The 24732-nt window shown below is 67.4% G+C and carries 21 protein-coding genes and 1 pseudogene; 20 read left to right on the top strand and 2 right to left on the bottom strand.

The features are described 5' to 3' along the window. Positions 1-7: 7 nt before the first annotated feature. Positions 8-358, bottom strand: coding sequence for a hypothetical protein (locus ACPTTF_RS33805; RefSeq protein ID WP_166958703.1), 351 nt, complete (start codon positions 356-358; stop codon positions 8-10). Here ACPTTF_RS33805 and ACPTTF_RS33810 point away from each other — a divergent pair. The 19 genes and pseudogenes from ACPTTF_RS33810 to ACPTTF_RS33900 all read left to right on the top strand — a co-directional run bounded on the left by ACPTTF_RS33810 (position 357) and on the right by ACPTTF_RS33900 (position 22488). Further along, a complete protein-coding gene (locus tag ACPTTF_RS33810; RefSeq protein WP_423371981.1) occupies positions 357-1598 on the top strand; it encodes an SfnB family sulfur acquisition oxidoreductase in 1242 nt (413 codons plus the stop codon). The genes ACPTTF_RS33805 and ACPTTF_RS33810 overlap by 2 nt on opposite strands. Beyond that, a complete protein-coding gene (locus ACPTTF_RS33815) occupies positions 1598-3226 on the top strand; it encodes an ABC transporter substrate-binding protein (protein ID WP_423371982.1) in 1629 nt (542 codons plus the stop codon). The genes ACPTTF_RS33810 and ACPTTF_RS33815 overlap by 1 nt, the downstream gene beginning before the upstream one ends. Positions 3227-3230: 4 nt before the next feature. Next, on the top strand, positions 3231-4232 hold the full coding sequence (locus ACPTTF_RS33820; protein ID WP_423371983.1) for an ABC transporter permease: 1002 nt from the start codon (positions 3231-3233) through the stop codon (positions 4230-4232). Continuing rightward, positions 4229-5062, top strand: coding sequence for an ABC transporter permease (locus tag ACPTTF_RS33825; protein WP_423371984.1), 834 nt, complete (start codon positions 4229-4231; stop codon positions 5060-5062). Before ACPTTF_RS33820 ends, ACPTTF_RS33825 begins: the two co-directional genes overlap by 4 nt. Further along, on the top strand, positions 5059-6747 hold the full coding sequence (locus ACPTTF_RS33830; RefSeq protein WP_423371985.1) for a dipeptide ABC transporter ATP-binding protein: 1689 nt from the start codon (positions 5059-5061) through the stop codon (positions 6745-6747). The genes ACPTTF_RS33825 and ACPTTF_RS33830 overlap by 4 nt, the downstream gene beginning before the upstream one ends. Then, on the top strand, positions 6744-7628 hold the full coding sequence (locus ACPTTF_RS33835) for an alpha/beta fold hydrolase (protein WP_423371986.1): 885 nt from the start codon (positions 6744-6746) through the stop codon (positions 7626-7628). The genes ACPTTF_RS33830 and ACPTTF_RS33835 overlap by 4 nt, the downstream gene beginning before the upstream one ends. 67 nt (positions 7629-7695) lie before the next feature. Then, positions 7696-8235 (top strand): GNAT family N-acetyltransferase, encoded by a 540-nt coding sequence (locus ACPTTF_RS33840; RefSeq protein WP_423371987.1) that lies wholly within the window; start codon positions 7696-7698, stop codon positions 8233-8235. A 4-nt stretch (positions 8236-8239) separates the two neighbouring features. Beyond that, positions 8240-9778, top strand: a complete 1539-nt coding sequence (locus ACPTTF_RS33845; RefSeq protein WP_423371988.1) for an MFS transporter — start codon at positions 8240-8242, stop codon at positions 9776-9778. Between the two features lie 427 nt (positions 9779-10205). Next, the gene (locus ACPTTF_RS33850) at positions 10206-11147 is read left to right on the top strand and encodes an ABC transporter substrate-binding protein (protein ID WP_423371989.1); all 942 of its coding nucleotides are present in this window, start codon (positions 10206-10208) and stop codon (positions 11145-11147) included. A 116-nt stretch (positions 11148-11263) separates the two neighbouring features. Beyond that, positions 11264-13750: a TonB-dependent receptor plug domain-containing protein gene (locus tag ACPTTF_RS33855; protein ID WP_423371990.1), complete on the top strand. Its 2487-nt coding sequence runs from the start codon at positions 11264-11266 to the stop codon at positions 13748-13750. Between the two features lie 162 nt (positions 13751-13912). Then, positions 13913-14914: an LLM class flavin-dependent oxidoreductase gene (locus ACPTTF_RS33860; RefSeq protein ID WP_423372607.1), complete on the top strand. Its 1002-nt coding sequence runs from the start codon at positions 13913-13915 to the stop codon at positions 14912-14914. A 43-nt stretch (positions 14915-14957) separates the two neighbouring features. Beyond that, positions 14958-15152 (top strand): annotated as a pseudogene (locus ACPTTF_RS33865) (hypothetical protein); the annotation flags it as partial. Between the two features lie 134 nt (positions 15153-15286). Next, positions 15287-17098: an amino acid ABC transporter permease/ATP-binding protein gene (locus ACPTTF_RS33870; protein ID WP_423371991.1), complete on the top strand. Its 1812-nt coding sequence runs from the start codon at positions 15287-15289 to the stop codon at positions 17096-17098. Between the two features lie 83 nt (positions 17099-17181). Next, complete coding sequence (locus ACPTTF_RS33875) at positions 17182-18231, top strand: LLM class flavin-dependent oxidoreductase (RefSeq protein WP_423371992.1); 1050 nt, start codon at positions 17182-17184, stop codon at positions 18229-18231. A 167-nt stretch (positions 18232-18398) separates the two neighbouring features. Further along, complete coding sequence (locus tag ACPTTF_RS33880) at positions 18399-19094, top strand: energy transducer TonB (RefSeq protein ID WP_423371993.1); 696 nt, start codon at positions 18399-18401, stop codon at positions 19092-19094. A gap of 69 nt (positions 19095-19163) precedes the next feature. Then, positions 19164-20102, top strand: coding sequence for a MotA/TolQ/ExbB proton channel family protein (locus ACPTTF_RS33885; RefSeq protein ID WP_423371994.1), 939 nt, complete (start codon positions 19164-19166; stop codon positions 20100-20102). A gap of 12 nt (positions 20103-20114) precedes the next feature. Beyond that, positions 20115-20540: an ExbD/TolR family protein gene (locus ACPTTF_RS33890; protein ID WP_423371995.1), complete on the top strand. Its 426-nt coding sequence runs from the start codon at positions 20115-20117 to the stop codon at positions 20538-20540. A 12-nt stretch (positions 20541-20552) separates the two neighbouring features. After that, entirely contained in the window at positions 20553-20984 is a 432-nt protein-coding gene (locus tag ACPTTF_RS33895) for an ExbD/TolR family protein (RefSeq protein ID WP_423371996.1), read from the top strand. 160 nt (positions 20985-21144) lie between these two features. Next, positions 21145-22488 (top strand): LLM class flavin-dependent oxidoreductase, encoded by a 1344-nt coding sequence (locus tag ACPTTF_RS33900; protein ID WP_423371997.1) that lies wholly within the window; start codon positions 21145-21147, stop codon positions 22486-22488. A gap of 300 nt (positions 22489-22788) precedes the next feature. Here ACPTTF_RS33900 and ACPTTF_RS33905 read toward each other — a convergent pair whose 3' ends face one another. Continuing rightward, a complete protein-coding gene (locus tag ACPTTF_RS33905; protein WP_423371998.1) occupies positions 22789-23769 on the bottom strand; it encodes a bifunctional helix-turn-helix transcriptional regulator/GNAT family N-acetyltransferase in 981 nt (326 codons plus the stop codon). On the opposite strand from ACPTTF_RS33905, the gene ACPTTF_RS33910 reads away from it, so the two are divergent. Further along, positions 23768-24421, top strand: a complete 654-nt coding sequence (locus tag ACPTTF_RS33910; protein WP_423371999.1) for a hypothetical protein — start codon at positions 23768-23770, stop codon at positions 24419-24421. The genes ACPTTF_RS33905 and ACPTTF_RS33910 overlap by 2 nt on opposite strands. Positions 24422-24732: the final 311 nt, after the last annotated feature.

Genomic DNA, 24732 nt, shown 5'->3' on the forward strand with positions numbered 1-24732 from the left:
GCGCGTGTCATGCGGGTGGTCCGGCGCGGCGCCGCGCATCCGGTCGATGGCGCCGCGGATCGGCGGCGCGTGAGCGGGGATTCGCAAAAGGTGTACCAACCTGCGCTTCGCCACGCCCCGCAACGGGTTGACGCTGAAAGGGCAGGCTGGCCGCTCGCAACTGCGCCTCTGTCTTTCCGTCGTTTTGCTGGAATTCCAGCAGTGCCGTCGCGCGGGGCGCGGCGTGCTGCTTTTGCGCCATCTCGCTGGAAATCCAGCGCGCCGCATGCGGCGTCATGGCCGCACAGGCCGGCCGGATGGTGGTGGCACGGTGCTTGCTCCCGACGGAGGCCATGTATCTGTCCACGAGGATCTTCATGAACGCCTTCACGTCCGCCGACACGCCTGCTCGCGCGTCTTCCCCGCTTTCCTCCCGTCCGCCCGCGAGCCGCATCGCCGACGACGCGCATGCGCTCGAAATCGCGCGCCGTCTTGCCGGCGAGCTGTCGCGCGACGCGTCCCAGCGCGACCGCGAGCGGCGGCTGCCGTTCGCGGAGCTCGACCTGTTCTCGGGCAGCGGGCTCTGGGGCATCACCGTGCCGCGCGCATTCGGCGGCGCGGACGTGTCGCTCGCGACGCTCGGCGAGGTCGTGCGGACCATCGCACAGGCGGACCCGTCGATCGGCCAGTTGCCGAAGAATCACTTCCACGCGCTCGACGTGCTCCGGCTGACGGGCGACGACGCGCAGCGGCGCAAGTTCTTCGGCCTCGTGCTCGACGGTGCGCGGATCGGCCACGCGGCGTCCGAGCGCGGCACGAAGAACGCGCTCGAGATCGGCACGCGGCTGACGCGGCGCGGCGGGCGGCTCGTGCTCGACGGCCAGAAGTTCTATTCGACGGGGGCGCTGTTCGCGGACTGGATCGCGGTGCTCGCGCTCGACGACGACGGCCGCTACGTGCAGGCGCTGGTCGAGCGCGACCGGCCGGGGCTCGAGATCGTCGACGACTGGAGCGGCTTCGGGCAGCGCACGACAGCGAGCGGCACGCTGACGCTGGCGGGCGTCGAGGTCGACGAACAGGACGTGGTGTCGATCCAGGCCGCGTTCAAGCGGCCGACGCTCGCGGGCCCCGTGTCGCAATACCTGCACGCGAACATCGACGTCGGCATCGCGCGCGCGGCGCTGGCCGACACGCTCGAGTTCGTGCGTACGCGCAGCCGGCCGTGGGCCGACAGCGGCATCGCGCGCGCGTCGGACGATCCGTACGTGATCCGCGACGTCGCGGACGTGCAGATTCGCCTGCTCGCGACCGAAGCGCTGCTCGACCGCGCCGCCGCGCTGCTCGAGGCGTTGCCGGCCGAACTCGACGATGCGCAGGTGGCGCACGCGTCGGTGCAGGTCGCGGCCGCCAAGGTGCTGAGCACCGAGCTCGCGATCCTCGCGACCAACAAGCTGTTCGAACTGTCGGGCACGCGCTCGGTGCTGAGCGAATACAACCTCGACCGTCACTGGCGCAATGCGCGCACCCATACGCTGCACGACCCGGTGCGCTGGAAATATCACGCGATCGGCAACTACGTGCTCAACCAGGTCAACCCGCCGCGCCACGGCTATCTGTGATGAACGACACGCTTTCGAATCCGTCGCCGTTCGCACCGGAAGACCCGGCGCGGCGCCGCTACGTGCTCGCCGCCGCCGGGGCCGCGGCAGGGATCGGCGGCGCGGCCCGCGTGTTCGCGGCGGATGCCGCCGTGGCGCCGGTGCGCGGCGGCACGCTGTCGCTGTTCGCGCAGCCGGAGCCGCCGTCGCTGGTCAACGCGCTGACGCCGCACGTCGCGTCGCAATACGTCGGCGGCAAGATCTTCCAGGGGCTGCTCGGCTTCGACCCGCAACTGCGCGCGGTGCCGGTGCTCGCACGCAGCTGGCGGGCATCGGCCGACGGGCTGACCCACACCTTCGAACTGCAGCCGGGCGTGCGCTGGCACGACGGGCAGCCGTTCGGCGCGCACGACGTGGTCGTCACGCTGAACGAAATCGCGCCGCAGGCGCTGCCGCGCACGAAGGTGACGTTCGACAAGTACGTCGCGTCGATCGACGCGAGCGGCCCGCTGCAGGTGACGATCCGCCTGAAGAAGCCGTACGCGGGGCTGATCAACCTGCTCGGCAGCGGGTTGCTGCCGATTGTGCCGGCGCACCTGTACCAGGGCAAGGATCCGCGCAACAATCCGGCGAACCTGCATCCGGTCGGCACCGGGCCGTTCGTGTTCCGCGAATGGAAACGCGGCGCGTACATCCGCCTCGCGCGCAACCCGGATTACTGGAAGAAGGGGTTGCCGCATCTCGACGGGATCGTATTCAACATCGTGCCCGACGCGGCCGCGCGCTCGATCGCGTTCGAGCGCGGGCAGATCCATGCGCTGCGCGCGGGCGACGTCGACTACTCGGACATCGCACGGCTCGCGAAGCTGCCGGGCGTCGCCATCACGACGCAGGGCTGGGAGCTGTTCACGGGGATGGCGTTTCTCGAACTGAACCAGCGCAAGCCGCCGTTCGACAACGTGCTCGTGCGGCAGGCGGTGCTGCATGCGCTCGATCGCCAGTTCATCGTCGACCGGATCTTCTTCGGCTACGGAAAAGTCGCGAACGGGCCGTTCGTGTCGTCGTCGCCGTTCTACGATCCGAACGTGCCGCGCTTCGCGTACGACCCGGAACGGGCGCGCGCGTTGATCCGGCAATCGGGCGTCGATGTCGGCAAGTTTCCGCTCGTGCTGCTCAACGGCGAAAAGGGCGGTGCGTGGGAACGCGTCGCCGAGTACACGCAGCAGGCGCTCGGCCAGGCCGGGTTTCGGCTGCGCGTACAGACGACCGATGCGGCGGGCTGGTATGCGCGTGTCGCGAACTGGGATTTCGACCTGAGCTACAACTTCCTGTTCCAGAACTCGGATCCCGATTTCGGCGTCGCGCCGCTGTACCGGATCGACGGCATTTCGAAGGGGTCGCCGTTCGGCAACGTCGAGGGCTACCGCAACCCGAAGGCCGACGCGCTGTGGGACGCGGCCGCGCTGGATACCGATCCGGCCACGCGCCGCGCGCGCTATGCGCAGCTCCAGACCACGCTGGCGAACGACGCGGCGATCGCGAACATCTTCGAGATGGTCAACCCGACGGTGTACCGGCGCAACGTCCACAACCTGCTGCGCACGGCCACCAGCGTGAACGACAGCCTCGAGGACACGTGGATCGGATGATGCGATGAACACGGTGCTGCGCTTGACGTCGACGGTGCTGCGGGGCCTTGCGGTCGTGCTCGGCGTACTGATCGTCAACTTCTTCCTGGTCCGGCTCGCGCCGGGCGACCCCGCGCTCGTGCTCGCCGGCGACGCGGGCTCGGGCGATGCCGCGTACGTCGAGCGGCTACGCGCGCAGCTCGGGCTGAGCCGGCCGCTCGTCGAGCAGTTCGGGTTGTATCTGCGCGATCTCGCACACGTCGATTTCGGCTTCTCGTACCGCAACCAAATGCCGGTGCTGCAGCTCGTCGCCGAGCGCCTGCCCGCGACGCTGCTGCTGATGGCGGCCGCGTTCGCGATCGCCGTGGTCGCCGGCGTGACGGCCGGCGCGGTGGCGGCGTATGGCGATGCACACGGCGGCCCGTGGGCGCGCCGCGCGGCGCGCGCGATCGGCGCGCTGGCGGTGGTCGTCTATGCGACGCCGCTGTTCTGGCTGTCGCTGATGAGCGCGATCGCGTTCTCGGTGGTGCTCGGCTGGCTGCCGTCCTTCGGGATGGAAAGCGTCGGCGCCGGCTATACGGGGTGGCGCCACGCGCTCGACGTGGCCGCCCACCTGGCGCTGCCCGCGACGACGCTCGGGCTCGTGTACGGCGCGATCTTCGTCCAGCTCACGCGCGCCGCGATGCTCGAGGTGATCGAGTGCGAGTTCGTGCGAACCGCGCGGGCGAAAGGCGCGTCCGAGCCGCGCGTGATGATCCGTCACGTGCTGCGCAACGCGTTGCTGCCGGTCGTCACGCTCGGCGGGTTGCAGCTCGGGCAACTCGCGGGCGGCGCGCTCGTCACCGAGATCGTTTTCGCATGGCCGGGGCTCGGCGGGCTGATGTACGACGCGCTGCTGCAGCGCGACTATCCGGTGCTGCTCGGGCTGCTGGCCGTGGTCGCGGCGCTCGTGGTGGGATTCAACGCGCTGACCGACCTGCTGTATGGCCTCGTCGATCCGCGCGTCGACTGGCAGGAGGCGCGATGACGGGGCGCTTCCTGCGCCGTTTCGCGCGCACGCCCGGAGCGCCAGCCGGCACACTGTTTCTTGCCGTCGCCGCGTTCGTTGCGCTGACTGCGCCGCTGTGGCTGCCGTCGCCGTGGCGCATGGCGGGCGAGCCGTTGCTGCGGCCGCTGCTTCACGCGGGCCATCCGCTCGGCACCGACATGCTCGGTCGCGACGTGCTGGTGGGGCTGCTGTGGAGCGCGCGGGTGTCACTGTTCGTCGGGCTCGCGGCAACCGCCGCGACCTTCGTGCTCGGTGCGTCGGTCGGCGCGCTCGCGGGCTGGTGCGGCGGCTGGATCGACCGCGCGCTGATGGCGCTCGCGACGCTGTTCCAGACCGTGCCGCAATTCGCGGTCGCGGTCACGATCGCGGCGGTGCTCGGCGCGTCGCTCGAATCGACGATCGTCGCGATCGCCGCGGTGTCGTGGCCGGCGATCGCGCGGCTCGTGCGCGCCGAGTTCATCGGGCTGGCGCGCCGGGAGTTCGTGCTGGCGGCGCGGCTCGCCGGCGAGTCGCCGGCCGCGCTGGTATGGCGCCAGATCCTGCCGCACGTGTGGCCGCCGCTCGCGGTGCTGGCTGCGCTGATGGTTGCGAGCGCGATCCTCACCGAATCGGCGCTGTCGTTTCTCGGGCTCGGCGATCCGTCCCAGATGAGCTGGGGCTTCATGATCGGCGCGGCGCGCAACGTGATGCGCGACGCGTGGTGGCTGAGCATCTGGCCCGGGCTCGCGATCGTCGCGACCGCGCTCGCGGTCAATCGCGTCGGCGAAGGCTTGCGCCACGCATCGACGATGGCGGAGCGTGTGCGATGAGCGCCGCGCCGCTGCTGTCGATCGAGCAGCTCACGCTCGCCTTGCCGGCCGGTGCCGAGCGTCGCGATGCGGTACGCGACGTGTCGCTGACGATCGCGCCCGGCGAAGTGCTGTGCGTGGTCGGCGCGTCCGGGTCCGGCAAGTCGCTGCTTGCGGCCGCGATCGCCGGCCTGCTGCCGCGCGGCGTGCGGCACGCCGGCGGGCGCATCGCGCTGCGCGGCCGGGATCTCGCGCACTGCAGCGAAGCCGAGTGGCGCGCGATTCGCGGCCGCGACGTGTCGATGATCTTTCAGGAGCCGCTCGCCGCGCTGAATCCGTTGATGACCGTCGGCGCGCAGGTCGACGAGGTGCTGCGCATCCATCGCGTGTCGAGCGGGCGTCGCGAGGGGGCGGCGCGCGTGACGGCCTTGTTGCGCGACGTCGGCCTGCCGGAGCCCGAGCGCCTGCGTCATGCGTATCCCGACGCGCTGTCGGGCGGCCAGCGTCAGCGCGTGCTGATCGCGATGGCGCTCGCCCTCGAACCGGCGCTGCTGATCGCGGACGAACCCACCACCGCGCTCGATGTCACCACGCAAGCCCGCATTCTGGCGCTGATCGAGCATGCGGCCCGCACGCGACGGACCGGCGTGCTGCTGATCACGCACGACTTCGGCGTGGTCGCCCGCATCGCCGATCGCGTCGTGGTGTTGCGCGATGGCGAGCCGGTCGAGAGCGGCCGCGCGGCCGACGTGCTGCGCGCGCCGCGTCATCCCTATACGCGTGCGCTGCTCGATGCGGTGCCGCACGGCCGCGTGGAACCGCGTGCCGTCGTCCGCAGCGGGGCGCCGCTGCTGGAGGTGCGCAACCTGGACAAGCGCCATGCGCCGCGCCGCGCGTTGCCGTTCCTGCCGGCGCGAGGCCGGCGCGGCGTCGATGCGCTGATCGACGTCGGCTTCACGCTGCATGCCGGCGAGACGCTCGGTATCGTCGGCGAATCGGGTTCCGGGAAAACGACGCTCGCGCGCGCGCTGGTGCGGCTGGCGCGCGTGGACGCGGGCCGCATCGTACTGCGCGGCGAGCACGATCTCGCGCACCTGACCGAACGGGCGCTGCGGCCGCTGCGTCGCGACATCCAGATGGTGTTCCAGGATCCGTATGCATCGTTGAACGCTCGCCAGACGATCGCGCAGATCGTCGCGACCGGTCCGATCGCGCACGGCGTCGGCCGGGCTGCCGCGTATCGGCTCGCGGCCGACCTGCTCGCGCAGGTCGGCTTGCCGGCGGATGCGCTCGGCCGGTATCCGCACGAATTCTCCGGCGGGCAGCGGCAACGCATCAGTCTGGCGCGTGCGTTGGCGCTCGATCCGTCGATCCTCGTGGCCGACGAGATGGTGTCGGGGCTCGACGTGTCGGTGCAGGCGCAGGTGCTCGAGTTGCTTGCGTCGGTGCAGCGGCGCCGCGCGATGGCGATCGTCTTCGTCACGCACGACCTGCGCGTGGCTGCGCAGATCTGCGACCGGATCGCGGTGATGCGCGCAGGGCGGGTCGTCGAACTGGGCGACACCGCGCAGGTTTTCGGCGCCGCGCGTCATCCGTACACGCGTGCGCTGCTCGATGCGATGCCGGTGTTGCCCGAGCGAATCCCCGCGACCGACAGGAACGGTGCCGCCTCGCACGTCCACCGAATCAACGAGGAGCAATCATGACGTCCGTTTCGAACTTCGCGGCCGCCGCCTCGGCGGTCGTGGCCGGCGCGCCGGTCGAGGTGCGCGCGGGGCGCACGCTGAGCGTCGCGCATCGCGCGGCGCCGCCGGGCTCGCCGCATGCGGGCACCGTGCTGTTCTTCGCGCATGGCGGCGGCGGCAACAAGAACCAGTGGCGAGACGCGTGGCGAACCTTCGCCGATGCGGGCTACGGGCTCGTGGCATGGGATTTTCTCGGCCACGGCGACAGCCCGCGGCCCCCGGCGAAAAGCGGCGCTTACCACGGCGACGAAACGCTGCGCGACTATCTCGCGCTGTTCGACCGCTACAAGGGCACGCACAACGTGCTGGTCGCCCATTCGCTCGGCACGGGCAGCACGCTCGCCTTGCTCGCGCGGCTGGCCGCGCTCGGTCGGCTGCACGAAGCGGGCGGCGCGCTGCTGCTCGGCACCCGGCTCGCGCGCCCGGTGACACGACCGCCGGCGCTGCCGGGCTGGCTGCTCGAATGGATCAAGCCCGTGTTCGCGCGGCGCTTCCGGCGGCTCGCATGGCACCCGCAGGCCGATCCGGCGCTCATCGCCTACGAGTCGCGCATCGCGCGCCGCAACCGCATGTCGACGTTGCAGGCCGTGGTGAGCGATGCGCCGTGGCCCGATTCGGCCCGGCTGGCCACGCTCGACCTGCCGGTCGCCGTGCTGGCCGGCGACGCCGACGGCCTAACGCCGCCCGCCGGCGGACGCGCACTCGCCGATGCGTTGCCGAACGCATCGTTCGGCGTGTTGCCCGCCTGCGGCCATCAACTGATGCTCGAGCAGCCCGATGCGGTCAACGCCGCCTTGCGGTCCCTGCTCGAGCGCGTCGTCCAGCCGGCTCCTGCGCCATGAGCGCCCGCCGATGGACCATGAAACAGCCGGCCCGGATGCCGGGCAACGGCACGTGAGGAGGCAGTCGATGTCTGAAGTCGAATCTTCGCTGGACCTGCTTGACCGGTTCGTCTATGTGTCCGCCACGGACCCGCTCACCCGGCCGCTCTTCGACGAGCTGGCGCACGAGTACAGCAGCCGCTACGCGGCTTACATCCCTGAAGAGGAGCTGAGCAAGGAACTGGTGCGCTATCCGGTGGAAGCGTTTGCGCCGCCTCACGGCGCGTTCCTGTTGCTGCTGCGAGCAGGGCAGGCCATCGCCGGCGGCGCCTTCATGCGCCATCACACCCCTGCCACCGCCGAGTTCAAGCGCATCTGGGTCAGTCATGCGCATCGCCGTCAGGGGCTCGCGCGGCGCGTACTGGCCGAGCTCGAGACGCAGGCGGCCCGGCAAGGCTACACGCGCGTCCATCTCGGAACCGGGCCCCGACAACCCGAAGCGGTAGGTCTGTACCGGTCCTCCGGCTATACGGTGCTGTCGTCGCACGACTTCGGCGAGGACGCGCCGCCCGGTGTGCTGTTCGAGAAATACCTGCTGCCGGTTCAGCACTCGGGCAGCCCGGATTGAATCGATGACTCGCGATGACGCGCCCGCGCCGGTGCATGACGACCTGGCGCAACCCGTCGCCCCGGGCCGGCCCGCTGGCCTGTCCGGGTGGCTGGTGCGGCGGCGCGATGCCCACGGCCGTCCGAACGATGCGAGCGCCAGCGCGAACATCGTGCTGGGCATCTGCGTCGCGATGGGCTTCACCACGCTTCTCGATCAGGCGATATTCACGCTCGCGGTGCCGACGCTCAGGCGTGGGCTGCACGCATCGACGGCCGAGATACAGCTGATCACGTCGGTCTATTCCATTGCGTTCGGCATTGCGCTCGTCCCCGCAGGCCGGCTCGGCGACGTGATCGGGCGCCGGCTGCTGTTCCTGGTCGGACTCGCGATGTTTTCGGGCTTCAGCGTGCTGGGCGGGCTGGCGGACGATGCGCGGACGGTGATCGTCGCGCGCGTGCTGCAAGGGCTCGGCGCGGGGATGATCAATACGCAGATATTCGGCTTGATCCAGGACCTGTTCCGCGGCGCGGCGCAGGCCCGGGCACTCGGACGCTATGCGTCGGCAGGCGGCTTGTCGGGGCTCGTCGGACCGGTTCTCGGCGGGCTCGTGCTTGCGTCGGTGCCGTCGGATCTCGGCTGGCGATTGCTGTTCCTCGTCAATGCGCCGTTCGGGATGGCCGTGTTCTATCTGGCGCTGCGGCATCTGCCGCGCCACCGGCTGTCGGATGCCCGGTTTTCGATCGACCTGGTCGGCTTGATCCTGCTGTCCGCGACCACGCTCGCGCTGATGCTGGCAACGCTGGTCGGGGCCGCCGGATTGCCGCCGCGACGCGTCTGTGTCGCGGTCGCGATTGCCGGGCTGCTGCTGTTCCTCGCGTGGGAGCGGGCGTATCAGCGTCGTGGCGGCACGCCGATCCTGACCCGCGGCCTGGTCGGTTCGAGCGGCTATGTCTTCGGCACGCTCGTGGCGATGTGCCAGTTTGCGGCGGGCGTGACCCTCGGGATGGTCAGTGCATTGTTTTTTCTCGACGGCTTGCATCTCGATCCACGGCTGTTTGCCGCGCTGTCGATTCCTGCCGCGCTGGCCTCGATCGCATCGGCCATGTGGAGCTGGCGATTCGTCGGGCGCTTCGGCCGTGCCGGAACCGTGTTCGCCATCGCGTGTTATGCGCTCGCCGTCGTCGCGCAAGGTCTGGCGACCGAATACTTCGCGGCTCGCTGGCTCCTTTGGGCGTATCCCGCGATCGTCTTGTTGCAGGGGGTCGCCAGCGGCCTGATCCATGCGCCGAATCAGGCCATGACGCTCGCGGAGATCGGCCAGGATGAAGGGCGTGGGCTGGCTGCGGGTTTTTTGCAGCTGTCGCAGCGGCTCGCTTGCTCGATCGGCATGTCGTGGGGAACCGGGGTATTTCTGGTGCAGGCATCGTCGTCGGCCGGTTTGACGGCATACCGGAATGCATTCGTTGAAGTGTTGATGCCGATATTGCTGCTGGTGGCCGGCGCATTCGCAGCGGCATGTGCGGACTGGACAAGCAAGCATTCACGGCGTGCGGCAGGGTGATCCTGTGTGCGCGGCGTAACGCCTGCGTGCCTCGCCGGACGCAGTTGAATCGCATCCGCCGTGCAGTCCAACAATTACGATATGTAATCCTGATTATGTGTGTTCGGTTGAATAACGATTTCGGAAAAGCTTGGTTTGCGCGTGAGTGACACACGCGCACTATTGCATGACGCGATACGCGGAATAAGCGTGTCGAACGCATTGATTCATTCTTCGTCAACCGGAAGCCTCCGCGCTTTATCTCGGCATCGGCCATGCACCGCTACACGATCCGGCGACTGCGCGGGACGTGCACAGGTGACTGCCTTTTGCAAAGAATCTGCTGGCGCCCGGTCGTATCGACCATTGACAGGATCTGAAGCCGGACGGGCCGTTGGGTCGGCCGCCCGGCGCATGACGAATGACTACTTCAACGGGGTATCGAAACATGAATCGTCGTCGCGGAATCGGCCTGGCGTTGTCGGGTGTGTTTGCGGTCGTGGTGATGGGGGCCGCCGGCCTGGCGCAGTCGGCGACGCCATTCAACCTGAGTCCCGATCAGCACGATCGCCCACGCGGTACGCCGGATGCGGAGGCGATCAAGTTGATCCCGGAGAAATTCCGCTTCGTCGAACCGGGCGTGCTGACGATCGGGATCGCGGTGGGCGGCCCGCCGATCAGTGCGTACGCAACGGATACGAAAACGATCATCGGGGCCGATCCCGATCTCGCCCAGCTGGTTGCGGACGAACTCGGCCTGAAGCTCAAGCTCGTGCCGCTCGCATGGGAGGACTGGCCGCTCGCCGTCTCGTCGGGCAAGGTGGACGCGGTGCTGTCGAACGTGACCGTGACCGAGACGCGCAAGCAGAAGTTCGACTTCTCGACCTATCGTCGCGACGTGCTGGCTTTCTACGTCGGGCCGAACAGCGCCATCAAGCAGATTCGCGAGCCAAAGGATATCGCCGGGTTGCGCATCATCGGCGACTCCGGGACCAATCAGGAAAAAATCCTGCTGGCCTGGGACAAGGAAAATGTCGCACATGGGCTGAAGCCGATTCACGTGCTGTATTACGAGGACTCGTCGGTGCGGACGCTGGCGCTGGTATCGGGCCGCGCCGACGCGATTTTCAGCGTCAACGCCGCGTTGGCGTTTCAGGTGAGCCAGGGCGTGAAGATCAGGCAGGTCGGCACGATCAGCGGCGGATGGCCTCGCACGGCCGAAGTGGCCGTGACCACGCGCAAGGGCGGCGGCCTCGCCGCGCCCATTACCTATTCGATCAATGACCTGATCCAGAACGGCAAGTATCGCCAGGTGCTGGGCCGCTGGAATCTCGACAGCGAAGCGATCACGAAGGCGTCGACGAATCCTCCGGGGCTTCCGGATCTCTGATACGGCGCGAGCAGATGAAGGGGATTCTGCACGAGGCAGCATTTTCGTGATCGTTTGCATGACTAATGATTACACGGTTTATGGTACGCCTCTCATTGGCAAAGAGCGGAGAAATCATGCGGCACACACGGGGCGAAGGGGTTTCGCCGAAGACGCGCAGGACAGTGCTATCGGTGGCGGTAGCGGCCGGCGTGTTTCACGGCGCGGCTTGGGCGCAGGAAGCGGGGGCGGGGGACGGCACGGCTTCGGACGCGACGCCCGCCAGTAGTGCGGTCGCACCGGCAGCGTCGGCATCATCGGCGTCGACCGTGCCGGACGGCAAGGTGCAGGTTCAGGATCGGGTCGTGATTACCGGTTCGCGCACCGAGACGCGCGCGAGCAAGAGCCTGACGCCGATCGACGTGATCGGCGGCGACCAGTTGCGTGCGACGGGGCAGACCAACCTGCGCGATGCGTTGGTGAAACTGTCGCCGTCGATCACCCGGACCTCGTACTCGGGCGATGCCGGCGTGCTGACCGATACGCTGTCGCTGCATGGCCTGACGCCCGACCACGTGCTCGTGCTCGTGAACGGCAAGCGCCGCCATACGACCGCCAACATCACGCTCGATCCCGGGCTGAACCAGGGCTCGACCGGCGCGGACATCGATACGATCCCGGTGGGCCTGATCGACCATATCGAAGTGCTGCGCGACGGCGCGTCCGCGCAGTACGGTTCCGATGCGATCGCGGGCGTGATCAACATCATCCTGAAGCGCAACACGCACGGCGGCGAACTCGCGACGACCAACGGGCAGACATACTCGGGCGACGGCTTCAAGACCAGCGAGTCCGCCACGATCGGCCTGAATCTCGCCGACAAGGGCTTCCTCGACCTGAGCGCCGGATTCGACCGGCAGAACCATACGATCCGGACCGGGCCGGACGATTATTTCGGGCGGTTTCCGCAGGGGCAGGGCTATTACAACCCGATCCTGGGCGACCCGGCCAGTTCGCGCGAAACGGTCGGCTTCAACGCCGGCTACTACCTCGGCGACAACGTCGAACTCTACGGGTTCGGCACCTACGCGCACCGCAACGGCGACGCGTACCAGAACTATCGTCCGCCTTCGGTGCTGCCGCAGGTCTATCCGAACGGGTTCGTGCCGGTCGAGACGATCAACGAGAACGATTACTCGGTGACCGCCGGGATCAAGGGCAAGAACCTGTTCGGCTGGGCGTGGGACCTGAGCACGACCTACGGCGGAGATTACAGCGTGTTCGGGATGCGCAATTCCGCCAACACCGGGTTGTATGCGGCATCGGGATATACGCCGTCCACCTTTCATCTGTCGACCGTCAGCAACACCCAGCTGACGAACAACCTCGACCTGTCGCGAGCGTTCAATGTCCCGCTGCTGCCTGCGCCGCTGAATGTCGCGGTGGGCGTCGAGCAGCGTCGCGAAACCTATACGATCCGCAATGGCGATGAGGCGTCGTGGATCTACGGCGGCTCGGCGGCATTGCCGGGCCTGGCGCCGGTCAGCGCGAGCGACATCTCGCGCAACGTGATCGGCACGTATATCGACCTGTCGACCTACCTGACACCGAAATGGCAGGTGGATCTGGCCGGGCGTTACGAGCACTACAACGACGTCGGCGACACCACCAACGGCAAGATTTCCACGCGCTACCAGTTCTCGCCGGCCATTGCGGTGCGCGGCAGCGTGAGTTCCGGCTTTCGTGCGCCGTCGCTCGCTCAGGAATCCTATACGAGCGTGACCACGTCGCCGGCTTCCGTCAACGGGATCTTGGCGACGACATCGCCGGGCGCTCACCTGATCGGTGCACAGGCGCTGAAGCCGGAAGAGTCGACCAGCTACAACTTCGGGCTGGTGCTCAGTCCGGTGCGCAACCTGCAGCTGACGATCGATGCGTATCAGATCAATATCCGCAACCGGATCGTCCTGGGTGGAACCGCGGCGGGCACCGCGGCCATCGCGGCGCTCGAAGGTGCGGGCCTGGCGGTTCCCGGGTCGGTGCCGACATCGGCGGTCAGCGCGAGCTACTTTACCAACGGCGCCAACACGCGCACGCGCGGGATCGACCTGGCCGGCACCTATCACACCGGCTTCGGTCGTTATGGCCAGGTGGACTGGGATTTCGGCGTGAACCTGAATACGACTTCGGTCACGCACGTGGCGAACGGATCGAACGGAAAGCCGTCGCTGAACGCGCAACAGATTGCGTCGCTGTCCACCACGACACCGAAGAACAAGATCATCGTCGGCGGTACCTGGCGTCTCGACAAGTGGGCGGTCACGCTGCACGAAACGCGCTACGGCAAGACGTCCGGCGAAGCGACCTACATCGTCGGCCCGAATGCATTCTCGACCTCGCAGTTCGTCCACTTCGAGGAGGCCGCGCGCTATGTGACCGATGTCGAGGTGCGCTATGACGTGACCAAGGCATTCCAGATCGCGGCCGGCGCGCAAAACCTGTTCGACGTTCGCCCATCGAAGCTCCCGTATGAAGCGCAGCTGGAAGGCATCCAGTACAGCGGCGGCAGCACGATCGGCGTCAATGGCGGATTTTATTATCTGCGCGCGCGCTATCTGTTCTGATGCATCGCGCATATCCATAGCAGAAATGACCGCAACGGGGCGGCGACGCGTTCTCCATAATGGAAATCCAGCGCGGAATTGTCAGCCCCATCGATACCGCGTGACGAGAATCTGAATCTGGTGTGTGTCCGCATTCTCCGCATTCTCTCGAGGTTGAGTCTCATGTCCTATTCCCTGTCGATTCTCGATAAAAGCCCGATTGCCGAAGGGGCGAGCGCGCATGATGCACTGGGTTTCACGATCGCGCTCGCGAAGCGGGCCGACGCGCTGGGCTACAAGCGCTTCTGGATCGCGGAACACCATGGCGCGCCGGGCCTCGCAAGCTCGGCGCCGGAAATCATCGTGTCGCATCTGCTCGCGCATACGTCCCGGATTCGCGTGGGCTCGGGCGGCGTGATGCTTCAGCATTACAGCCCTTACAAAGTCGCCGAATCGTTTCGCGCGCTGGCCGCGCTCGCGCCGGGACGCGTCGACCTGGGCGTCGGCAAGGCACCCGGTGGGCTGCCGCTCACGACGCGGGCATTGCAGTGGTTTCACGACAAGGCGAAGAAACCGGACTTCGCGGGGCAACTCGCCGAACTCGATGCGTTTCTCGGCGACGGTGTCGCCCCCGATCACCCGCTGGCCGGTGCGCTGGCCTTGCCCACGCCGCCCGAGCCGCCGCAGCGCATCCTGCTGGGCGGCAGTCCGGAAAGTGCCGCACTGGCTGCCCGCCAGGGCTGGCAGTTCTGCTACGCCGGCCACTTCAACGGCGATATCGCCAATATCGAGCGATCGATCGACGTCTATCGCGATGCGACGGGGCGCGTGCCGTTGCTCGCCCTGTTCGCGGTCGCGGCGCAAACGTCGGAGGACGCGAAACGCCAGGTCGGCACGTTGAAAATCTTCAAGCTGCGATTCGGGAACGGGCAGACCGTCAACCTGCAAAGCCCGGAGGCGGCGGCCGACTACGCGCGCCAGATCGGTGTTACCGAATACCGTGTAGATGAACTGCATCCGCAGGTGGTCGCCGGTACGCCGGATGAGGTGCGTCGGGAACTGGACGCGCTGCATGAGCGCTTCGGGATCGACGAGTTCGTCATCGACAACCCGGTGGCGGACCCTGCGATACGTCTCGCTTCGATTGAAGCGCTGGCACGTGTCGAGCAGCCGGTCGGCACTTGACGGCGACTGTCCCGGTTTGAATTTCCAGCGTGCGGATTCGAACATGATCCAACACAACCTCACTTTCGGCTCGATGCTGCATGGCGCCGGCGGCCACATGAATGCGTGGCGGCATCCGGCCGGTCCCGCCGATGCAAGCGTCGACCTCGGTTTCGTGACCTCACCGCTCGAACGCTCGGCGAAGAACGACGGCGACGAGCATCCGGATCATGCGCTGCGCTACGAGATCGCCGACGAGGCGCGGGGCCGCGACCACGGTGCGTTACCGGGCGCCTCGCTGCGGGACCATCCCGTCGTGCCGCGTCGCGCGAATCGCTACGCAACCACCGCGACGGCGTGACGGATCGACCTGACATGCGCAAAGGCAGCGTAATGAACGATATTTCCCGGATCGCCGGCAATACCCCCTTCGTGCCGGAGAGCGCAGCGCCGGCGGCGCCCGACTACACGCACGACCGGGTGGTTCCCGCCCGTTATCCGGCAAGGACGGTCGGGACCGTCGCAACGATCGTGCTGATCGCTGCCGTGCTGCATTCGGTGCTCGGCAACCCGCAGTGGGGCTGGAGCGTCTTTGCGCAGTGGTTTTTCTCGCGGGCCGTGCTCGAAGGGCTGGGGCAGACCCTGCTGCTGACGGCGCTCGGCTCGGTGCTCGGCTTCGCACTGGCCATTCCCCTCGCGCTGGCGCGGCTCTCGCGTTCGCCGCTGCTGTCCTCGTGCTCTTGGGCCTACATCTGGCTGTTCCGCTCGATTCCGACCATCGTGCTGTTGCTGCTGCTGAACAATCTCGGCTATCTGTACGACACGGTGCAGCTCGGGATCCCGTTCACGAACATCGTATTCCTGCACGGCCCGACCACGGATCTGATCACACCGTTCATGGCGGCCATCCTCGGACTGACGCTGACCCAGGCCGCGTTCGCGGCAGAAGCGATCCGCGGCGGCATCCTGTCAGTCGACCAGGGGCAACGCGAGGCCGCGGCGGCACTCGGTCTGCCGCGTGCACGGCAGACCTGGCGCATCGTGTTGCCCCAGGCGATGCGGGCGATCCTGCCCGCCGCGTTCAACGATGTGATCGGCCTCGCGAAGGGGACGGCCGTCGTCTATATCCTCGCGATGCCGGATCTCTTCTATACGGTCCAGATCATCTACCACCGCAACCTGGAAGTGATTCCGATGCTGATGGTCGCGACCGTCTGGTATCTGGTCATCCTGACCGCCTTGTCGGCAATCCAGGTGCATATCGAGCGCCACTATGCGCGCGGTGCGACGCGCGACCCGGTGGCCGTCTCGCGTGTCGCGGCGCGCTTGCGCAACGGCCTGCGTTCGATCGGGACGCTGTTGTTCCGGGGCGCGGCGGCGAGCACCCGGCCCGGCGTCGCCGCAGCGTCCGGCGCCGAGGTGGCCGGTTGGGCACAGCAGCGCGTCGGAGCGGCCGTCGGCATTCATCGGGTATCGAAAAGCTTCGGATTGCAGAAGGTGCTCGACAACGTTTCGCTGGCGATTCCGTCCGGGAGCGTGACCGTCATTCTCGGGAAGTCAGGCTCCGGCAAGTCGACGCTGTTGCGCACCATCAACCACCTCGAGCGCGTGGACGGCGGATTCATCGCCATCGACGGCGAACTGGTCGGCTATCGCCGCGACGGCCGCACGCTATACGAGCTGAAGGAAAAGGACATCCTGCGCCGCCGTGCCGAGGTCGGCATGGTGTTCCAGAGCTTCAACCTGTTCCCGCACCTGACCGTGCTGGAGAACATCATCGAGGCGCCGGTCGCGGCGGGCCTGCCGCGCGCCCAGGCGGAAGCGGAAGCGCGCACGCTGCTCGCCCGCGTGGGCCTGGCCGGCAAGGCCGATGCGTGGCCGCGTCAGCTGTCCGGCGGGCAGCAGCAGCGCGTGGCGATCGCGCGTGCGCTCGCGCTCAAGCCCAAGGTGCTGTTGTTCGACGAGCCGACTTCCGCGCTCGACCCGGAACTCGTCAACGAAGTGCTCGACGTGATTCGTCAGCTCGCGCGCTCCGGCACCACGCTGATCGTCGTGACGCACGAAATCGGGTTTGCGCGGGAAGTGGCCGACACGATCGTTTTCATGGATGGCGGACGCGTCGTGGAGTCCGGCCCGCCGTCGGCGGTGCTGGGCGCGCCCGAGCATCCGCGTACGCGCGAGTTCCTGTCCAAGGTGCTGTCCTAGCTCGGCCGTTCCTGCCGACCGGCTGCTTGCGCCGGCTCGCGGCGGATACGGCATGACGCGGGCACCGTGGCAAATGAAGAAGGATGGAAATGGTGAGCAACGGACGAATCGATCATATTGCATTCCTGACGCCGGGGAATTATCCCGACGACGACGCCGCTTCCGGATTCGAGCGGACGCTTGAATTGTTCCGCGTGGGAGAGGCGCTCGGTTACGACAGCGCGTGGGTACGGCAGCGCCATCTCGAGCGCGCCGTCTCCTCTGCCGCCACGTTTCTCGCGGCGGCGAGCCAGCGGACGACCCGGATCGGGCTCGGCGCCGCGGTGATCCAGATGGGCTACGAGAATCCTTTCCGGCTGGCCGAGGATCTGGCGACGGTGGACGTGTTGTCGAAGGGGCGGCTCCATGTCGGACTCAGCGCGGGCGCACCGAATCACGGCGCGCTGCTGGGCGAGCGGCTGTTCGATACCGATCCGGATCAGGTCGACTTCTCGCATGCGCGCGTGGCGCGCCTGCGTCGCAATCTCGCCGGCGAATGGCTCGGCGACGAGGACACGTTCGTGGAATCGGCCGCCGGCCGGGTGCGGCCTCGGGTGAGCCCGTATGCGCCCGACCTGACGAGCCGGCTCTGGTATGGAGGGGGTTCCCGGCGCTCGATCGAGTGGGCCGCCCGCAACGGTTTCAACTTGCTGATCGGCAACCTGACCTCGGGCGAGGGCACCGACAGTTATGTCGACGCGCAGTTGCGGCAGCTCGAGTTGTACCGCAGCCACTGGAGCGGAGCCGCCGAACCGCGTATCGCGCTGGGGCGTGTGATCGTACCGACCGACGGTGCGAACGCGCGTGAGCGTGAACGCTATCGGGCGTTCGCCGACGCGCGCCATGCCCGCACGCTCGCGCCGCAGGGTGAACGACGCACGCTCTTCGCCCCCGATCTCGTCGGCACCTCGGACGAGATCGTGGAGCGGCTGCTCGCCGATCCGGTGGTGGGGCACGTGCGGGAACTGCGCCTCGAATTGCCTTACGACCTGCCATTCGAGAATTACCGGCAGATCCTCGAGGATTTCGTCGCGCGTATCGCTCCGGCACTCGGCTGGCGTCCGGCCGACCGGCGCGAACCGGCCGCGGCCTGACGGGATCGATACGACATGCATCGGGCGGCGTGCGCGACTGAATCCGGCGATCGACCTGATGCGCTTGCACCGGCCGGGAGGGGCTCGCCGATGCTTGCCCGGAACGTCAGGCGCCCGCGTCCGGCGTGCGCCGCCCGCCCCCCGACCTCAATGCCATTGGACAGACCATGAGCAGCGTCTCTCAATCACCACTCGCGGCCGTCAGCCGTCCGCGCTCGTTCGGCAAGAAACGGACTCACCCGGTGCGTCGCTTCGGCGGCATCGCGATTGCCATCGGCCTGCATCTCGTTCTGATCTGGGCGCTGGTGAACGGCCTGGCAACCCGGGTCGTTCAAATCGTCCAGCAACCGATCGAGACCCGCATCATCGTTCCGGTGAAGCCCCCGCCGCCGCCCCCGCCGCCGAAGCCGGTCGAAAAGGTCGTGTCGAAGCCGCGGGTCGCACCGCCGCCGCCGCCGTTCGTGCCGCCGCCGGAGGTACACGTGCAGGCTCCGCCGCCGCCGACGATCACCCACCAGGCCGCGCCGGCGCCGAGCGCGCCGGTGCACGAGGCGCCCCCCGCACCGGCGCCCGTGCCGGTCGCCAAGCCGGTGAACCAGGAGATCGGTGTCGTTTGTCCGAATTCGGACGAAGTCCGCGCGTCGATCGTCTATCCGGCGGAGGCGCAGGACAACAACATCACGGGCGATGTCACGGTCGAGTTCACAGTGGACCCGGACGGTCACGTCACGAACCTGCGGGTCGCGCAACCGGCTGACCCGGTGCTCAACCGTGCGGCGTTGAACGCGGTCAAGCGCTTTCGCTGCATTGCCCAGGGGCAGCCCGTGCGGGTGCGGGTGCCGTTTTCCTTCAATCTGAATTGACGCAGGCCACGGACAGCCGATCGACCTGGCCAGTGTTCCGAATCGATATACGACGCATACGGAGTCCTTATGAAAAAACGCTTTCGTGCCGCTCTCGCGGCGAGTCTGATGATCACGGCCGTAGCCGCAGGCACGCTGGTTGCACCGCAAGCCGTGCTTGCACAGGACGCGGCGGCATCGGCGCCGGGCCGGGCGGTAGCCGGCGCGGCACCGGCCGTGGCGGAACCGGGTGCCGCAAGTGCGCCAGATCTCGCGGTGCCGCCGCCCGCGCCCGCGACGTCGGCAACCGTCGAGAATCCGTATGGCCTCGGGGCCTTGTGGGCAAACGGAGACTTCGTGGCCCGCTTCGTACTGGGGCTGCTCGTGGTCATGTCGCTCGGCAGCTGGTACATCATGATTACCAAGTTCCTCGAGCAGGTGCGCGCAAACAGCCGTGCGAAATCGGCCGACGAACAGGTCTGGAATGCGCCGACGCTGTCCGAGGGCGCGGCCCAGCTCGATGATGCGTCGCCGTTCCGCTTCATCGCCGAGAACGCGATCGAGGCCGGGGAGCATCACGATACGGCGCTGCTCGATTCGGTCGACCGCAATACCTGGATCGACCTGAGCATCGAGCGTTCGATCACCAACGTGTCGAACCGGCTGCAGGACGGCCTGGCCTTTCTGGGCACGGTGGGGTCCACGGCGCCGTTCGTCGGGCTGTTCGGCACCGTATGGGGTATCTATCACGCGCTGACGGCCATCGGCATTGCCGGCCAGGCATCGATCGACAAGGTCGCCGGCCCGGTGGGCGAGGCGCTGATCATGACCGCAATCGGCCTCGCCGTGGCCGTACCGGCCGTGCTCGGCTACAACTTCCTCGTACGAAGGAACAAGTCCGTGATGGAGCGCGTGCGCGACTTCGGCGCACAACTGCATACGGTATTGCTCGCGAGCGGCCGGCGCGCGGCCGGCGGCATCGCGACGCCTGTGGCACAGGCGCCGCAGGTGCTGGCGGTTCAGTCTTGAGCGGGGGCGGTCATGGCGATCAGTGTCGGCGGCAGTGACGACAACGGCGAGGTCATCTCGGCGATCAACACGACGCCGCTCGTGGACGTGATGCTGGTGTTGCTGATCATCTTCCTGATCACGATCCCGGTGGTGACCCATACGATCCCGGTGCAACTGCCGAAGGAGCGGATACAAGCGTTGCAGACGCAGCCAAAAAGCATCGAGATCGCGGTGAACCGGCAGGGCGACATCTTCTGGGGCATCGAGCACGTGGATCTGCCGACGCTCGTGGCGCGGCTGAAAGGCGTTTCCGTGCAGACGCCGCAGCCGGACGTGCACGTGCGCGGCGACCAGGCCACGCCGTACCAGTACATCGGCAAGGTCGTGACGGCGTTCGAGCGGGCCGGGATCGGCAAGGTTTCCTTCATTACGGAGCCGCCCGCTAGGGGCGGCTAGGGAGTTCGAACGATGGGTATGAACGTAGGTTCCGGAGCGGGCAGCGACGAGCCGGACGTCATGGTGGACATCAACACCACGCCACTGATCGACGTCATGCTGGTGCTGCTGATCATGCTGATCATCACGATCCCGATCCAGATGCATTCGGTGAAGATGAACCTGCCGGTGGGCAATCCGCCGCCCCCTCCGCATCCGCCGCAGGTGGTGCAGATCGACATTGCCCCGGACGGCTCGGTCAACTGGAACGGTGCGGCCGTACGCGGCGGGCCCGCGCTCGATGCGAAGTTTCGCGAAGTGGCCGCCGAGGCCGATCAGGACGAGATCCGGTTGCGCCCGGACAAGGCCGCGCCTTACCGGGCGGTGGCCGAGGTCCTGGCTTCGGCCCAGCGAGAAGGCGCGACGAAGATCGGCCTGATCGGCAACGAGCAGTTCATGCAGTGACGCGCGCGGCGGCGCCGATGTGCGTTTCACCCGCGGCCAGCGATGGCTGGGCGTCCATCACGGGGCGGGCAGGGTGCCTTGAACCGCGAGATGACGAGGATGGGTGTGAAAAGGGCGTGGCGCCTTCCATTAATGTCAGTACAGCGAAGAGAACGTGATCATGAGTGACACGCAGGCGGCGGGGCAAAACAGGCGTCCCAGACGGATTCATCTTGGCGCGACGATTCACGGGCCGGGCGGGCATTACGCCGGTTGGCGGCATTCCGACGCGGTGATCGATGCGAGCATCAACCCGGACTTCGCGAAGCGCGTGGCCCGCCAGGCCGAGGCCGGCAAGTTCGATTTCGTGTTCGTTGCCGATGGCCTGCACATCAACGCGAAGTCGATTCCGCACTTCCTGAACCGGTTCGAGCCGATCACGCTGTTGTCGGCGCTCTCGGCCGTCACGGAGCGGGTGGGGCTGGTGGGGACCTTGTCGACGTCCTACAGCGAGCCGTTCACGGTTGCCCGGCAGTTCGCCAGCCTGGATCACCTGAGTCGGGGGCGGGCGGGGTGGAACGTCGTGACGTCGCCGCTCGAAGGTTCGGCGCGTAATTTTTCGCGCAGCGAGCATCCCGAGCATGACGAACGTTATCGAATCGCCGACGAATATCTCGAGGTCACGAAGGGGCTCTGGGATTCATGGGAGGAGGACGCATTCGTACGCGATCGCGCAAGCGGGGTGTTCTTCGATCCGGCCAAGCTTCACACGCTCAATCACAAGGGCAAGTATTTCTCTGTCGAAGGGCCGCTGAACGTGGGGCGTACACCGCAGGCCCGTCCGATCCTGTTTCAGGCGGGCGCGTCGGACGCAGGCAAGCAACTCGCCGCCAGACATGCGGATGCCGTTTTCACTCATCACGATACGCTGGAGCAGGCGCGCGAGTTCTATGCCGGTCTCAAGCAGCAGGTGATCGAGCAGGGGAGGCAGCCCGACGACCTGAAGCTGTTCCAGGGAATCGGCGTGATCGTGGGCCGTTCCGCCGAGGACGCGGAGCGGCAATACCAGGAGAGTCTGGAATTGATCACGATCGAAAGCGCGCTCGACCATCTCGGGCGGTTTTTCGAGCATCACGATTTCAGCCAATACCCGCTCGACGCGCCGTTTCCGGATATCGGCGACCTCGGCAGCAACAGCTTCCGAAGCGTGACGGACGAGATCAAGCACAAGGCGCGCGAGGGTGGGCTGACGTTGCGCCAGGTTGCGCTCGAGCTGGCTGCACCGCGTCCACGTTTTATCGGTACGCCGGAGCACATCGCGGACGGCTTGCAGGAATGGTTCGAGGCTGGCGCCGCGGACGGCTTCATTGTCGGGGGCGGTACACCCGGGGCATTTACCGACTTCGTCGAGCAGGTGGTGCCGATCCTTCGGGCACGCGGCCTGTTCCGTGCCGAGTATGACGGCACGACCTTGCGCGACCATCTTGGAGTGCGCCATCCGCGCAATCGCTTTGCATCGACGTAAGCGCGCGGTGAATCGGTGACCGGCCGGGGTGGCGTGATCTTGCGATGATTCGCACCTAGTCGCGCGATACGGCGTCGTGTCGGTCGGCACCGGGTAATGCCAGGCAAGTCCGTAGCTTTATGAACTTGCGGAACCCGATGAATGATCTGCGCGGCGGGGGCTGGCAGGGCAAGGGCGGCCGCCGCGCAGCGTGCGAGGGCTGCGAGACGTTCGAACATGCCGGGCGTCGTGGTTGGCGGGGCGGGAGCATCGTGTCGACAGACCATCAGGGCATTCGCAGCGCAGACGGCCCGTTGACCCTCAGCCGCCGGCCGGCCCGGGCCGGCTGAAACGCTGTTCGACCACCTCGGTGCCCCAATGCGTGCCCGCGGATTCGCTCGTCAGCGTGAAGCCGAACGACTCGTACAGATGGCGCGCCGAATCGAGGCCCTTGAACGTCCACAGATAGGTTTCGCGAAACCGCTGCGAATCGACGAAGCGCATGGCTTCCGTCATGAGCCGGCGCCCGACGCCCGACCCGCGCAACGCATCGTTCACGATGAACCATCGCAGGTGCGCGACGCCGGTTGCCGGGTCGCCGTCGATCGCGAGCGACGCGAGCGTGCGTCCGTCTTCCTGGCACAGCCACAGCGCCTTGCCGTCGGCCGGCAGCGTACCGGCGAACTCGGCCAGCTCGGTCGCCACCCGTTTTTCGAAAAAGGCGCCGAATCCCCAGTGTTCCGAATAAAAGCGCGCGTGCAGGCTCGCGATATCGCCGATACAGCCCGGCTGGTAGCCTTCGCGGATCGACTGCGTATCGGGTGTCGCGTCGCCCGCCCTGGCGGCGTTGTCCTGCGCGAGTGCATCGGCATACAGCGCGAGCGAGCGCAGCAGCGCCTGCTGGTCGGCAGGCACCATGCGGCGCAGCGCATTCGACACCTGATCCGTCGCGAACGTGTCGATTCTTTTCTGGAGCTTTTTTCCGTCGGCGGTCAGGTACAGCTCGGTCGCGCGCGCATCGTCGCTCGACACGCGCCGTTCGACGACGCCGGCCGCCTCGAGCCGCGCGAGTTGCCGGCTCGTGTTCGATTTGTCCAGCCGGAGGATGTTGCCCAGGTCGCGGGCGTTGATGCCGGGCGCCATCCCGATCTCGAGGATCGCGTGAACCGCCGAAGGCGCCCAGTCGCTGTCGGCGAGCGTCGCGCGCATGAAGCCGAGCTCGCGAACCAGTTTGCGGGAGAAGTCGCGCAGCTCGAGGATGGTGGCTTCGCGAGGCTTGGCGGGAGGGTCGATGAGGTCCATGGTCAGCCCGGAATGGTTGCGGATCGCAATCAATAATAGTTGCGGGTCGCAACTTGATCAAGGCGGATTTTCATCGGGACGGGTTTTGCCTGGGGGCGCTTCCGGGACCGGCGCCGGCGCGGATCACGGGGGCGGATGGGGCGGGCCGGGAGTGGTACTGGCGCGGATGGCGGAGTGCCGCGAACCGGACGCATACTCGGTGCATCCGGACGGCCTGCGATGCGAGCACGGGTGTCGGCCGGTCATCGATCCGCGGCGGCGGACAACGGAGCTCACCATGAACCATCTGAAGCCGATGACGATTGCGTTGCTTGCCGGATGCGGCATCAGCGCCGGCGCGGTCCACGCTGCCGGCAGCATGGACGCGCCGCCCTGCAGCGCGGCGCATGCAGCGGATCAGGGCGGGATCGCCGCGATGCCGGGCACGTCGGTCCGCAGCTTTTCGACCGCCGGTTGCTCGGGCGCGGTGCTGCAGGGCGAACGGGCCACCGCGACGGTCAACGGCGACCGGGTCGAGCTGCGGGACGGCATGGTCTATGTGAATGGCCGTTCGTACGGCGCCGTCACGCCCGCGCAGACGGTCGAATACGAAGCCGCGCACGACCGGCGCACGTTGAAGGTCGACGGGAAAGTCCGCACGCCGGTACGCTGAGTTCGGGCTTGGGCTTGGGCTTGGGCTTGGGCTTGGGCTTGGGCTTGGGCACGGGCACGGGCACGGGCAACGGCACTGGGACTGGCACTGGCACTGGCACTGGCACTGGCACCGGCACCGGCACCGGCACCGGCACCGGCACGAGCTCAGGCTCAGGCTCAGGCTCAGGCTCAGGCTCAGGCCCAGGCCCAGGCCCAGGCCCAGGCCCAGGCCCAGGCCCAGGCCCAGGCTCAGGCTCAGGCTCAGGCCCAGGCTCAGGCCCAGACTCAGACTCAGACTCAGACTCAGACTCAGACTCAGACTCAGACTCA

Source organism: Burkholderia crassaminum (genome assembly GCF_964265005.1).
Classification (GTDB): Bacteria; Pseudomonadota; Gammaproteobacteria; order Burkholderiales; family Burkholderiaceae; genus Burkholderia.